Annotated in this window: 11 protein-coding genes; all 11 read left to right on the top strand. The window is 35.9% G+C overall.

The window, feature by feature from the left end; all coding sequences use genetic code 11:
- The first annotated feature begins 59 nt into the window (after positions 1–59).
- Positions 60–1,148, top strand: a complete 1,089-nt coding sequence (locus tag ACIQ1E_RS07840) for an N-acetylmuramoyl-L-alanine amidase (protein WP_396170282.1) — start codon at positions 60–62, stop codon at positions 1,146–1,148.
- A gap of 54 nt (positions 1,149–1,202) precedes the next feature.
- A complete protein-coding gene (locus tag ACIQ1E_RS07845) occupies positions 1,203–2,162 on the top strand; it encodes an MlaD family protein (protein WP_396170262.1) in 960 nt (319 codons plus the stop codon).
- Positions 2,163–2,172: 10 nt separating this feature from the next.
- On the top strand, positions 2,173–3,507 hold the full coding sequence (locus ACIQ1E_RS07850; RefSeq protein WP_396170263.1) for a 4Fe-4S dicluster domain-containing protein: 1,335 nt from the start codon (positions 2,173–2,175) through the stop codon (positions 3,505–3,507).
- Positions 3,508–3,572: 65 nt separating this feature from the next.
- Positions 3,573–4,364, top strand: coding sequence for a (Fe-S)-binding protein (locus tag ACIQ1E_RS07855; protein WP_396170265.1), 792 nt, complete (start codon positions 3,573–3,575; stop codon positions 4,362–4,364).
- A gap of 31 nt (positions 4,365–4,395) precedes the next feature.
- The gene (locus ACIQ1E_RS07860; protein ID WP_396170267.1) at positions 4,396–4,878 is read left to right on the top strand and encodes an ABC transporter ATPase; all 483 of its coding nucleotides are present in this window, start codon (positions 4,396–4,398) and stop codon (positions 4,876–4,878) included.
- An 11-nt stretch (positions 4,879–4,889) separates the two neighbouring features.
- The gene (locus tag ACIQ1E_RS07865; RefSeq protein ID WP_396170268.1) at positions 4,890–7,898 is read left to right on the top strand and encodes a glycoside hydrolase family 3 N-terminal domain-containing protein; all 3,009 of its coding nucleotides are present in this window, start codon (positions 4,890–4,892) and stop codon (positions 7,896–7,898) included.
- A gap of 72 nt (positions 7,899–7,970) precedes the next feature.
- Complete coding sequence (bshA, locus tag ACIQ1E_RS07870) at positions 7,971–9,104, top strand: N-acetyl-alpha-D-glucosaminyl L-malate synthase BshA (protein ID WP_396170270.1); 1,134 nt, start codon at positions 7,971–7,973, stop codon at positions 9,102–9,104.
- Positions 9,101–9,529, top strand: a complete 429-nt coding sequence (locus tag ACIQ1E_RS07875; RefSeq protein ID WP_396170273.1) for a protease complex subunit PrcB family protein — start codon at positions 9,101–9,103, stop codon at positions 9,527–9,529. Before bshA ends, ACIQ1E_RS07875 begins: the two co-directional genes overlap by 4 nt.
- 161 nt (positions 9,530–9,690) lie before the next feature.
- On the top strand, positions 9,691–10,752 hold the full coding sequence (gene aroC / locus ACIQ1E_RS07880; RefSeq protein ID WP_396170275.1) for a chorismate synthase: 1,062 nt from the start codon (positions 9,691–9,693) through the stop codon (positions 10,750–10,752).
- A 146-nt stretch (positions 10,753–10,898) separates the two neighbouring features.
- Positions 10,899–12,158, top strand: coding sequence for a dicarboxylate/amino acid:cation symporter (locus ACIQ1E_RS07885; protein ID WP_396170277.1), 1,260 nt, complete (start codon positions 10,899–10,901; stop codon positions 12,156–12,158).
- Positions 12,159–12,441: 283 nt separating this feature from the next.
- Positions 12,442–13,356 carry a hypothetical protein gene (locus tag ACIQ1E_RS07890; RefSeq protein ID WP_396170279.1) on the top strand — a complete coding sequence of 305 codons (915 nt, stop codon included), beginning with the start codon at positions 12,442–12,444 and terminating at the stop codon, positions 13,354–13,356.
- Positions 13,357–13,466 lie beyond the last annotated feature (110 nt).

Below are 13,466 nucleotides of genomic sequence, written 5' to 3' on the forward strand. Positions count from 1 at the left end.
ATAATATTTTGAAATTAAAGAGAGATTTTAAAAAGACTTTTAGGACATTGTCATTGATTATGGTGTTTGTTTCTTGTTCTGTTTCTGCTCAAACTGAGAATTTTAGAGTAGCTTTAGATGCAGGCCACGGTGATCACGATTTTGGTGCCAATTATAGTGGTCGAATCGAAAAAAATATCAATTTAGCTTTGGTTCTAAAAGTGGGTAAACTATTAGAACAAAATCCCAAAATTGATGTAATATATACCCGAAAAACGGATGTTTTTATCGATTTAATAGAAAGAGCCAATATCGCAAATCGGGCCGATGCCAATATTTTTGTATCCATTCATTGCAATGCCAGTAAGAATACAGCTGCTTCAGGAACCGAGACGTATGTAATGGGTATGAGTAAAGTGGCTTCAAATCTTGAAGCTGCAAAAAAGGAAAACTCGGTTATTACTTTGGAGAAAGATTACAAGCAAAAATACGAAGGTTTTGATCCAAATTCTCCAGAAACAATGATTGGGATGACCTTGATGCAAGAGGAATATTTAGAAAACAGTATTTCATTGGCAAGTAAAATTGAAGATCGATTTGCCGATTTGGGAAGAGACGTTCGACATGGCGGAGTAAAACAAGCTCCTTTTATGGTGCTTCACAAAGCTTATATGCCTAGAGTTTTAATTGAAACAGGATTTATTTCTAATACCAACGAAGGTAATTTTTTAAACTCTGAAGAAGGTCAAAATGATATGGCACGTGCCATTGCAGATGCTATTGTTAGTTACAAGAGAGAATATTTCGGAACAGATGCTACCGATAATGTTTCGGGAAAACCTTCTCAAAAAGTTGATGAAAATCTTGTAAAAGAGGTGGCAACTCCGGAGAAAGCTGAGATTGTGAAAGATCCTACGGCACCTATTTTTAAAGTTCAACTGTCCTCAAGTAAAAAGAAAGTCGAATTGATACCAAGTAACTTCAAGGGTTTGAACGGCATTACTAGTGTATTTGACGGGAAGTACAATAAATATATGTACGGAGAAACTGCTGATTACAACGAAGCTAATAAATTATTAGAGGAAGCAAAATCTAAGGGATACGACTCCGCTTATTTAGTTGCATTTAAGAATGGTGTGTTGATTGATGTGAAAGATGCAATCAAATAATTTTAACTTCAATTTTAAATTATTTACATTAAATTTGTCCAAAATTTATATATTTTGAAACTAACTAGAGAATTAAAAACAGGCATACTTGCCATTATTACTATTGTTCTATTCATTTGGGGGTACAGTTTTCTGAAAGGAAAAGACCTTTTGGATAAGTACCGAACTTTTTACGTGCAGTATGACAATGTCGAAGGTCTATCTCCTTCAGCATCAGTTACTATAAATGGTTTGATTGTGGGAAAGGTAACCAAGATTACTTTGAACAAAGAGACGGGGAAACTAATGGTTCAGTTGCAACTCAAAACTGATTTTCCAATTTCAAAATCGAGTGTAGCAGTTATTTACAAACCTGGTTTTATCGACGGGAAGCAAATCGCTATACATCCGAACCTTGCCGATAAGTCCGAGTGTGCCGAAGGCCAAATTTTGACTGGTACTTCTGAATTAGATTTAACCGAAGCATTAAAACAGCAATTGGTTCCGCTTCAAGCAAAATTCGAAAAAGTTATGCTTAATGCTGATAATTTATTGACTGGAATTAACAATGTTTTAGACAATCAAGGACAGCAAGATTTAAAGAAAAGTTTAGCCGAATTGAGTCAGACTATGGAGCAATTTCATAAAGCATCTTCAAGCATAAATACCATTCTAGACGACAACAAAGGTCAAATCAACGGAGTGGTGACCAACTTAAATAAGGTTTCAACCGATTTTTCTAAAATATCCGATTCCTTAAACAAAGCCGATTTAGGCAAAACTGCCAAAAACCTCCAAAAAACTTTAGAAAGTTTGGATAAAATGATGGCTGATATTCAATCAGGTAAAGGGTCAATGGGCAAATTAGTCAAAGACGAAGCTTTGTACAATAATCTAGAGAAAACATCGAAAGAATTGGAATTATTGCTAGAAGATGTTAGACTTCATCCTACTCGTTACGTAAATGTGTCTGTTTTCGGAAAGAAAAATAAGCCGTATGTAGCTCCAGTAAAAGATTCAGTTTCAAAACAATAAATTGGAAGTTATGGGGTACTTAAGTTCAATTTTATTTGCAATTCTATTAATGATAGGATTCGGTTATTTTTATTTAAACATAAAAAAAATAGTTAGAAATATAAAGCTTGGTTCGGCTATTAACCGAAACGACAATCCAAAAGCCCGTTGGAAAAACATGGCGATGATTGCTCTAGGCCAATCAAAAATGGTAAAAAGACCTGTATCTGGAATTCTTCACGTCATTGTATATGCTGGATTTATCATCATCAATATCGAATTACTTGAAATTATTATTGATGGATTATTTGGAACCCATAGAATTTTTTCCTTTTTAGGAACCTTTTATGATGTATTGATTGGTTCATTCGAAATATTGGCATTGCTTGTTTTGGTTGCCGTATTTACTTTTTGGACCAGAAGAAACATCATCAGATTGAAACGATTTGCCAATAAAGATTTAGCTGGTTTTCCCAAGAATGACGCCAATTATATTCTCTATTTTGAAGTGGTTTTGATGTCTTTGTTTCTATTGATGAACGCTTCGGATTTGCATTTACAAAACAGTCCTGGAGGTTTTTCGCATTACATCAAGGCTGGAAGTTATCCAATAAGCCAGTTTATAGCTCCTTTATTTAATGGTGTTTCTAGTGAATTGGTAATGGTGCTCAACGAATTATTTTGGTGGTTGCACATTATCGGGATTTTGATATTTATGAATTATTTATACATCTCCAAGCATCTTCATATTCTGTTGGCTTTCCCAAATACCTATTTTGCAGATTTGAATGCAAAAGGGCAACTTAGCAATTTAGAGTCTGTTACCAATGAAGTAAAACTGATGTTGGATCCCAATGCTGATCCTTATGCAGCTGCTCCGGCAAATGAAAATGCAGTCCCAAGCAAGTTTGGAGCAAGCGATGTTCAGGATTTGAATTGGGTGCAATTATTGAATGCCTATACGTGCACCGAATGCGGACGTTGTACATCATCTTGTCCCGCCAATCTTACAGGTAAGAAATTATCGCCTCGTAAAATTATGATGGATACCAGAGATCGCCTCGAAGAAGTAGGTAAAAACATCGATGCCAATAAAGGAGTTTTTGTACCAGATAACAAAACATTACTCAACGATTACATCACACCGGAAGAATTATGGGCTTGTACTTCGTGTAATGCTTGTGTCGAAGAATGCCCTGTAAACATTAGCCCATTGTCGATAATTGTCGATTTGCGTCGGTATCTCGTGATGGAACAAAGTGCTGCGCCAACGTCATTGAATGCTATGATGACCAATATCGAGAATAATGGAGCGCCTTGGCAATACAATCAGCAAGATAGATTGAACTGGAAAAACGAAATATAGTTTAAAAGTTTAATCGGTTAAAAACGATTAACCGATTAACCGATTAACCGATTAAACCAAAAGAAATGCAAGAAAATTTAGTAGTGCCAACAATGGCCGAAATGTTATCGCAAGGCAAACAACCCGAAGTATTGTTTTGGGTGGGTTGCGCAGGAAGCTTTGATGATAGAGCCAAAAAAATAACAAAAGCTTTTGTGCGAATTTTGAATCGTGCCAATGTTTCTTTTGCAGTACTAGGAACTGAGGAGAGTTGCTCTGGCGATCCTGCAAAAAGAGCAGGCAATGAGTTTTTGTTCCAAATGCAGGCTATGATGAATATCGAAGTGCTGAACGCCTACGAAATTAAAAAAATCGTCACAGCTTGTCCACATTGTTTTAATACGCTCAAGAATGAATATCCAGAATTGGGTGGAAAATATGAAGTGCTACATCATACCGAATTTCTAAAATCCTTGCTCGACAGTGGACGATTGACTATTGAAGGAGGACAATTCAAAGGAAAACGAATCACTTTTCACGATCCTTGTTATTTAGGAAGAGCCAATAATAGTTATGAGGCACCTCGTGATTTAATTCAAAAACTCGATGCTGAATTAGTCGAAATGAAACGTTCTCGTGCAAATGGCTTATGCTGTGGTGCTGGTGGCGCGCAAATGTTCAAAGATGCTGAACCCGGTAACAAAGAAATAAACATTCAAAGAACTGAGGATGCGCTCGAAACCAAACCCGATATCATTGCCGCTGGTTGCCCTTTTTGCAACACTATGATGAGCGACGGAATCAAAAATAAAGAAAAAGAAGGCGAAGTAAAAGTAGTAGACATCGCCGAATTAATTGCAAACGCTATGGATTTGTAATTCAACCCGCAACCTATAACCCATAACTCCAATGCTTATACCTTTCGAAAATTTACCATTAGAATCCAAAATTTGGATTTACCAATCCAATAGAAAATTCTCAGATGCTGAATTTTCTGAAATAGAAGCCGAAGTGAAGTCTTTTCTGGAGCAGTGGGAAGCACACAGTGTCAGTCTTGAAACAGGATATCAGCTCAAATACAATCGCTTTATCATTATTGCCGTTAATCAGGATGTTCAAGCCGCTACGGGTTGTTCCATCGATAAGTCAGTTCAGTTTATTCAAAAATTGGAACAAAAATACAATGTCGATTTACTCGATAAAATGAATGTCACCTTCAAAAATGGAGAACACATTGCTCATAAAACCTTGATTGATTTCAAAAAAATGGCCAAAGAAAAAGCCGTAACCGAAAATACTATAGTTTTCAATAATCTGGTCAACACGATCGAAGAATACAATGAGTCTTGGGAAGTACCGGCTATGGATAGTTGGCACAGTCGTTTCTTTTAAATCTAAAGTTGATGAAAACTTTCTTGATCAGAATTGGATACAGTTTCGTGCTGTTGTTTTTGCTTACCAATTGTGCAAGTAAGAAATTGAATGCTCCATTCAAAAAACCTGAGATTACGGAGAATGAAGAAATTTATATCCCACATCTCAAATCAGAAAGGAAAAACTTTTTCAAAGAAACCGATGCTGAGAAACATTGGGTAGATAGTCTCTACAATAGTATGTCTTTAGAGGAGAAACTGGGCCAACTTTTTATGGTTCAGGCCTATTCGAATAAAGATTCATTGCATGTGAACTCCGTCGAAAAATTGATAAAGGAAAACAAGGTGGGAGGCGTTATTTTCTTTCAAGGTGGACCTGTTCGACAAGCCAATTTAACCAATCGTTTTCAATCCCAATCTAAGATTCCTTTGTTTATTGCTATTGACGCTGAATGGGGCTTGAGTATGCGGCTCGATTCTACTTTTGTGCATCCCTGGAATATGACTCTTGGGGCCGTTCAAGATTTGAATTTAATTGAAAAAGTCGGCGAGAGTATGGGGAAAGAGAGCAAACGTATTGGTGTTCATTTCAACTTTGCTCCAGTTTTAGACATCAATACCAATCCCAAAAATCCGGTTATAGGATTCCGATCTTTTGGCGAAAGTAAAGTCAATGTTAGCGAAAGAGCCATTGCCTTAATGAAAGGGTTTCAGAGTCAAGGTGTTTTTTCTACTGGTAAGCATTTTCCCGGTCATGGGAACACTTCAGTCGATTCGCATAAAGCCTTGCCTTTAGTGACTTATTCACGAGAGCATATCGATTTAGTAGAACTCTATCCATACAAAAGGATGTTTGATGAAGGTTTGGTTTCTGTAATGGTTGGGCATTTGAATATTCCAAGTTTAGATCCAAGACCCAATTATCCAACATCCATTTCTAAAACTATTGTGACCGAATTACTTCAGAATGAAATGCAATTTGATGGTCTGGTTTTTACAGATGCTCTCAATATGAAAGGAGTAAGTAATTACCGAGAAATCAGTGATGTTCCATCAATGCCTGGAGATATTGATTTGAAAGCGTTTCTAGCTGGAAATGATATTCTGCTTTGTTCAGATAATGTTCCTGCAGCAATAGAAAAAATACGTTCAGCCTATCTGGCCAATGTAATTACGGAGGAACGCTTGGCTATTTCCGTAAAAAAGATTCTTCAATATAAATTCAAAGCGGGTCTAAATCATTTCAAACCTATCGAGACATTAAACTTAAACCAGGATATTAACCCTGCTTCAAACAAGGCTTTAAACTATCAATTGTTCGAAAATGCAATTACTGTTTTGCAAAACAAAGAAAATATATTACCAATAAGAAAGCTACAAAACAACAAAATAGCTTATGTAAAAATAGGCGATGGACAAAATTCTGAATTTGTTGCTACCTTAAAAAAATATACCGAAATCACTGAAGTGGCCAGTCAAAATATCGATAGTTTAAATCAAAAATTAAAAGATTTCGATACGGTTATTGTTGGTTTTCATAAATCGGATCGAGCTTTTAGAAATCAGGATTTTACCGAAACAGAGTCGCTTTGGTTACAAGAGATTGCAACAAAGAATAAAGTGATTTTAGATATTTTTGCTAAACCGTATTCGTTGTTGCCAGTGTCAAATTTTGAAAATATTAAAGGTTTGGTTGTATCCTATCAAAATACAGATGTTGCTCAAATTGTTTCAGCTGAACTTCTTTTTGGAGCTATCGAGGCCAAAGGGAAATTACCTGTTTCTATCAATTCCAATTTCAAGGTAAATGATGGCTTACCGACCGAAAAACTGAATCGTTTAGGATTCACGTCACCAGAAAATGTTGGTATGAATACTGAGAAATTATTAGAAATAGAAAAAATTGCCAATAAAGCTATCGATGACAAAATTGCCCCTGGGATTGTTGTGCTAGTGGCCAGAAAAGGGAAAGTGGTCTATCAAAAAGCATTTGGATATCATACCTATGACAAGGTGAAGATGGTTTCCACATCCGATTTGTACGATGTCGCTTCTCTAACCAAAATGATTGCTACTTTACCCAACGTGATGCAACAATACGATAAAGGGAAAGTTACTTTAGAAACAAATCTCGGCGATATGGTTCCAATGTTTAAAGGTTCTAATAAAGCAAGTATCAATTTCAAAGATTTATTGTTGCATAATGCACAGCTGACACCTTTTATTCCATTTTATAAAAATACGCTTGATAGTTCAGGCAAACCTTTGGAGAAATACTACAGAAAAACGCCGGATGAATTCTTTTCGAAGCAAGTAGCCGACAGTATGTTTGTTAGAAATGATTTTCATGACACTATAATGAAAACTATGGTTGATAGTAAGTTATTGCCAGAGAAAAAATACAAATACAGTGATCTGACGTTTATGATTTTGAAAGAATATCTCGAAAAATCGACCTCCAAAAAACTAGATGTTTTGGTTCAGGATAATTTATTTCAGTCTTTAGGAATGAACAATTCGCTTTTTAATCCTTTGCAAAAAAGATACAAGTCAGATATTGCACCAACTGAGATTGACAATTATTTTAGACATCAAACTTTACAAGGTTACGTTCACGATCAAGGGGCGGCAATCGAAGGTGGTGTGCAAGGGCACGCTGGATTGTTTTCGAATGCAATGGATATTGCCAAAATGATGCAAATGTATTTGCAAAAAGGGAATTATGGAGGTATTCAATATTTTTCGTCTAAAACCTTTGACGATTTCAACAGTTGCTATTTATGTGCCGATGGAAATGTCAGGGGATTAGGGTTTAACAAACCCCGAGGAACTGATAATCCAACATCAAAATCAGCTTCGGACAGCAGTTTTGGACATACCGGATTTACGGGTACAATGACTTGGGCAGATCCTGTAACAGAGACTGTTTATGTTTTTCTTTCCAACAGGACATTTCCAGGAGTTATAGAAAATAAGTTAGCTAAGGGCAAAATCCGAGAGCAAATACAAGAAGTTATTTATGAGGCCATCGTGAAGTAAAATAGAATTATTTGATCCGATTCTGCAACTTCACTTCATTTTTCCCTAAATTCGTCCTATTAAAATTCATATATGAAAATTGCAATTGTTTGTTATCCAACCTTTGGCGGGAGTGGAGTAGTAGCTACTGAGTTAGGTTTAGAATTGGCTCGTCGGGGTCACGAAATTCACTTTATCACCTACAGTCAACCCGTTCGATTGGCGTTGTTGAATCCAAATGTGCATTACCACGAAGTTAATGTTCCTGAATATCCTTTGTTTCATTATCAACCGTATGAATTGGCTTTATCCAGTAAATTAGTCGATATGGTGAAGCTCTATAAAATAGAATTGCTGCACGTGCATTATGCTATTCCTCACGCTTATGCGGGTTATATGGCCAAACAAATGCTCAAAGACGAAGGTATCGATTTGCCTATGATTACGACGCTTCACGGTACCGATATTACCTTAGTTGGCAACCATCCTTTTTATAAAACAGCTGTAACTTTCAGTATCAACAAATCCGATTTTGTAACTTCGGTTTCTGAAAGTTTGAAAGCGGATACGCTAAAATTGTTCAATATAAAAAATGAGATTCAGGTGATTCCTAATTTTATTGAATTGGATAAAAACACTATTGATCCAAGTATTCCTTGCCGTCGTTCGCTGATGGCTGCCGAAAACGAACGAATTATTACTCATATCAGTAATTTCAGAAAAGTGAAAAGAATCCCAGATGTGATTCAACTATTTTACAAGATTCAGCGACAAATTCCGGCCAAATTGATGATGGTGGGGGATGGTCCCGAGAAAGAAAAAGCGGAGTATCTATGCCAGGAATTGGGTATTCTAGACAAAGTTATTTTCTTTGGAAATAGTAATGAAATCGACAAAATTTTGAGTTATACCGATTTGTTTTTGCTGCCCTCTGAAACCGAAAGTTTTGGTTTGGCTGCTCTAGAGGCCATGGCTTGGGGAGTCCCAGTAATTTCGAGTAATTCGGGTGGTTTGCCTGAAGTCAATTTCGAAGGGGTTTCCGGTTATTTGAGCAAAACTGGCAATACCGATGAAATGGCCGAAAATGCCTTGAAAATATTACGAGATGCTGCCACTTTAAATAAATTCAAAGAAAATGCGTTATCAGTAGCAAAGCAATTTGATATCGAAAAAATTCTGCCTTTATATGAAGAACTATACCACAGAGCGATAAATAAATTTTTATGAGAAAACTAGTTCTATTATTAATTACTATATTCCTAGCTTCTTGCGGGGCTTCCTCTTCAAAGCCTTCAGGAACGAATGCACTGTATGAAGTTTTAACCCAGCAAGCCGATGGTGGTGCTAGCATTCGTTTTTTCGAAATTTTAAGTGATGAAAAAGAAATCGCAATGCTGCAGAATGATGAACATTTAAAAAGTAAAATTAAACCCAACGATATTCAAACTTGCAATTTTATTGTTTTGAATATGGGCGAAAAAACTGCTGCTGGCTATAAGATTGAAATAGAAAGCGCAGTCGAAACAGATAAAAACATCGTGATCACAGTAAAAGAAATAGCACCCAAAGCTGGCTCAACTGCTTCGCAAGAAATAACTACTCCTTATTGTGTGGTAAAAATAAATTCTAAAAAAGAAATTATTATTAAATAAAAGGGAAGGTGATGATAGATTTTCCGGAAACGGTTTTTTAGAATTACATCTCAAATTTAAGAATTCACAGGTCAGTATTTTACAAATAGATTTTCAAAAGTTCGTAGTTTAAACTTTTGAACTTTGAACTAAAATATTATATTTGTTCAAAACTAATTATAATGGCAGGAAATAGCTACGGAACCCTTTTTAGAATAACAACTTTTGGTGAATCGCACGGAGAAGCATTGGGCGGAATAATAGATGGATGTCCATCAGGAATCGAATTGGATTTTGATGCCATTCAATTGGAGATGTCACGAAGAAAACCTGGCCAATCTGCTATTGTGACCCAACGCAAAGAACCAGATGATGTGCAGTTCTTATCAGGAATTTTCGAAGGGAAAACTACGGGAACCCCGATCGGATTTATTATACCAAATACCAATCAAAAATCAGACGATTATTCACATATAAAAGATAATTATAGACCAAGTCACGCCGACTATGTCTATGAAAAAAAATATGGTGTACGTGATTATCGCGGAGGCGGACGTAGTTCTGCTCGTGAAACTGCAAGCCGAGTGGTGGCTGGGGCAATTGCCAAGCAAATGTTATCGGAAATAAAAATAAATGCTTTTGTTTCTTCCGTTGGACCAATTTTTTTAGAGAAACCTTACCAAGATTTAGATTTTTCAAAAATAGAAAGCAATCCTGTTCGTTGTCCAGATGAGAAAATGGCCGCAGAAATGGAAGAATACATTCGTATTATCAAAAAGCAAGGAGATACCGTGGGAGGAACCGTAACATGTGTGATTCAGAATGTTCCCATTGGTTTGGGCGAGCCCGTTTTTGATAAATTACACGCCGAATTAGGCAAAGCGATGCTTTCGATAAATGCAGTCAAAGGATTCGAATTTGGTAGCGGTTTTTGTGGAGCAAAGATGAAAGGGAGTGAACACAATGATTTATACAATCCTGACGGAACCACTAGAACCAATCTTTCGGGTGGAATTCAAGGTGGAATTAGCAACGGAATGGACATTTATTTTCGAGTGGCATTCAAACCGGTTGCCACAATTATGCAAAAACAAGAATCACTTGACAATACGGGGAATATTACCGAAATGCAAGGAAAAGGACGTCACGATCCTTGTGTTGTTCCGCGCGCCGTTCCTATTGTAGAAGCAATGGCAGCGATTGTTCTGGCCGATTTCTATTTAATCAATAAAACTTATTTGTAGGCTGGAAGTTAGAAGTGGGGCGTTAGATGAGGAAATACTAGGTAGATGTAAATTTCAAACTAGAAGATAACAACTCGCAACCCACAACTCGCAACCCGAAACCTACAACCCGAAACCCACAACCCGAACCCCGAAAAATTAAAAAAATGACTGAAACCAAAAAATCTTCCTTTTTAGGAAATCTTACCGTTCAAATTGTTATTGCCATGCTTTTAGGAGCAATTTTAGGTATTTATATTCATAACAATTACGACGTGGCTTTTGCCAAAGAGTTTAGCGACAAGATCAAAATATTAGCTACTGTTTTTATCCGCTTAGTGCAAATGATTATTGCCTTATTGGTTTTTAGTACTTTGGTGCCGGGTATTGCTAAATTAGGTGATGTAAAAACTGTCGGAAGAGTTGGAGGAAAAGCCTTGGCTTGGTTTTTTAGCGCTTCTTTTATTTCACTTTTAATTGGATTGTTTTGGGTTAATATTTTAGAGCCTGGGGTAGGACTGAATTTGTCTGACATCGATTTATCGACTGCGGCCGAAGTTACAAGTAATACAAAGAGTTTTTCTACTCAGAATTTCATCGAACATATCATTCCTAAAAGTATCGTTGAAGCAATGGCTAATAATGAAATTATTCAAATTGTAATCTTCTCTATCTTTTTTGGTTTAGCTGCCGCTTCCATTGGCGATTATGCAAAACCGGTGACTAATTTTATAGAAGTTTTATCTCATATTGTACTAAAAATGGTAAATTATGTGATGAAGTTCGCACCAATGGGAGTATTTGGTGCCATCGCTGGAGTTTTTGCCATAAAAGATTTAAATGATTTAGTCTTTACTTACATAAAGTTCTTCGGATCCTTTTTGGTTGGAATTACAACCTTGTGGATTTTTCTCTTAGCCGTGGGCCTTATTTTCCTTGGAAAAAGAATGAAATCTTTATTGAATCATATTGTTGGTCCGCTAATTATTGCTTTTAGCACAACAAGTAGCGAAGCTGTTTTTCCTAAACTTACTGAGGAACTGGAACGTTTTGGAATAAAAAATAAAATTGTTGCCTTTATGCTGCCTCTGGGATATTCATTCAATTTAGATGGTAGTATGATGTATATGACATTTGCCAGTATGTTTATTGCACAAGCTTATGGAATTCATTTAGACATGGGAACGCAAATGACTATGCTTTTGGTTTTAATGTTGACCAGCAAAGGAATTGCAGGAGTTCCTAGAGCCAGTTTAGTAATTGTAGCTGCCACTTGTGGTATGTTTGATATACCTATTGAAGGAATCGCTTTGATTTTACCTATTGATCATTTCTGCGATATGTTTAGAAGTGCCACCAATGTTTTAGGGAATGCTCTAGCTACCTCAGTGGTCGGAAAATGGGAAGGTGACGATTCAGTTTCGTGATTGAATCCGCTAGGTATTGATTCATTTAAACCTGTTCGAAAAAACGAACGGGTTTTTTTATAGTTGTTTAGCGGGATAGCGTTCCTTTTTTTATAAGTTATATTTTAGGGAATAACTTATAAAAACCTCATTTTATATTGTTTAAATAAATATTTTTAGTGTATATTTGAAATGATTTTTATCAAATATGTACAAAATTTGTTTCACTTTATTACTGTTTTTTTTACTGAATTCGTTCAGTATTTCTGTATAGGCACAATCTAAAAGCCCTGCAAAAAAGGAAATGCAGGAAACTGTGCAACTGTCTTTAAAATATCTCAACTCGGAAAAATTTGAAAAATCATTAGAAGCCGCAAGACTAAGTTTGCAGTATGCTACTGCTCAAAAAGACAATTATTATATTGCAGCTTCTTACAATATTATTGGAGCTAATTATGATGGATTGTCAGAGTTTGACCGAGCAATCTATTTCTATAAAAAAGGATTGAACTATGCCAATTTAACTGCTAGTGATACCCTCAAAAATTATATTAATAATAATTTAGGTAATGTGTATTGCTTTGAAAAAAAGGAATACGAAACCGGTATAAATTTCTTCAAAAAATCTTTACAGTATAGCGAGAAGACTGCCGACAGTACTCAAATGGTTTTTACCAAGCTGAATATTGCTTGGGCTTATTTTGACATTGGTCAATTTGACAATGGTTTACCTTATTTGAATTACATTAATAAATACTATTCAAAATTTGGAGATGAATCAACGCAAGTTGTCTATAATATGCTAAACGGGATGTACCATCGCTACGCAGGAGCAAACAAAGTGTCAGAATCGTATTTTTTGACTGCTATTAGCCTTGGGAAGAAAAGTGGTGAAAAGAATGATTTGGCGTTTACACACGAAGAGTATTCCAAGCTTTTGCTGCAAATGGGTAATTATAAGAAAGCCTACGAGAATTTAGCTATTTATAACAAAATTACGGATGATATTTACAATGACGATTTGCTGAAAAAGGCAAATGTCGCTGGAGTAAATCTTCAATTGGACGAGTACAAACGGGAAATTGATAGAATAGAGGTTGAGAAAAAGTTACAAGCGCAAAGCTTAAAAAAATCAAGAATTATAGTTGCCTTGTTCATAGCTGTATTTTTGGTTTTGTTGCTGTTATTGTATTCGCTTTATAAAAATTTTTGTAACTAATCAGTTTATAATTCAAACTCAAATTTAGCTATTATTACCAATGCTTCCAATACATTTAGGCCATTTTTTATAGTTGTATCAATGACTGAGCGTATTTTAGCAAAGTTTTG

The organism is Flavobacterium sp., from assembly GCF_044348915.1.
Lineage (GTDB): Bacteria > Bacteroidota > Bacteroidia > Flavobacteriales > Flavobacteriaceae > Flavobacterium.

What these genes read in the sequence shown, in the direction of transcription:
- ACIQ1E_RS07840 (WP_396170282.1), top strand. Translation starts at nt 60, where the DNA reads ATGGTGTTTGTTTCTTGTTCTGTTTCTGCTCAAACTGAGAATTTTAGA.
- ACIQ1E_RS07850 (WP_396170263.1), top strand. Translation starts at nt 2,173, where the DNA reads ATGGGGTACTTAAGTTCAATTTTATTTGCAATTCTATTAATGATAGGA.
- ACIQ1E_RS07855 (WP_396170265.1), top strand. Translation starts at nt 3,573, where the DNA reads ATGCAAGAAAATTTAGTAGTGCCAACAATGGCCGAAATGTTATCGCAA.
- ACIQ1E_RS07860 (WP_396170267.1), top strand. Translation starts at nt 4,396, where the DNA reads ATGCTTATACCTTTCGAAAATTTACCATTAGAATCCAAAATTTGGATT.
- ACIQ1E_RS07865 (WP_396170268.1), top strand. Translation starts at nt 4,890, where the DNA reads ATGAAAACTTTCTTGATCAGAATTGGATACAGTTTCGTGCTGTTGTTT.
- bshA (WP_396170270.1), top strand. Translation starts at nt 7,971, where the DNA reads ATGAAAATTGCAATTGTTTGTTATCCAACCTTTGGCGGGAGTGGAGTA.
- ACIQ1E_RS07875 (WP_396170273.1), top strand. Translation starts at nt 9,101, where the DNA reads ATGAGAAAACTAGTTCTATTATTAATTACTATATTCCTAGCTTCTTGC.
- aroC (WP_396170275.1), top strand. Translation starts at nt 9,691, where the DNA reads ATGGCAGGAAATAGCTACGGAACCCTTTTTAGAATAACAACTTTTGGT.
- ACIQ1E_RS07885 (WP_396170277.1), top strand. Translation starts at nt 10,899, where the DNA reads ATGACTGAAACCAAAAAATCTTCCTTTTTAGGAAATCTTACCGTTCAA.
- ACIQ1E_RS07890 (WP_396170279.1), top strand. Translation starts at nt 12,442, where the DNA reads ATGCAGGAAACTGTGCAACTGTCTTTAAAATATCTCAACTCGGAAAAA.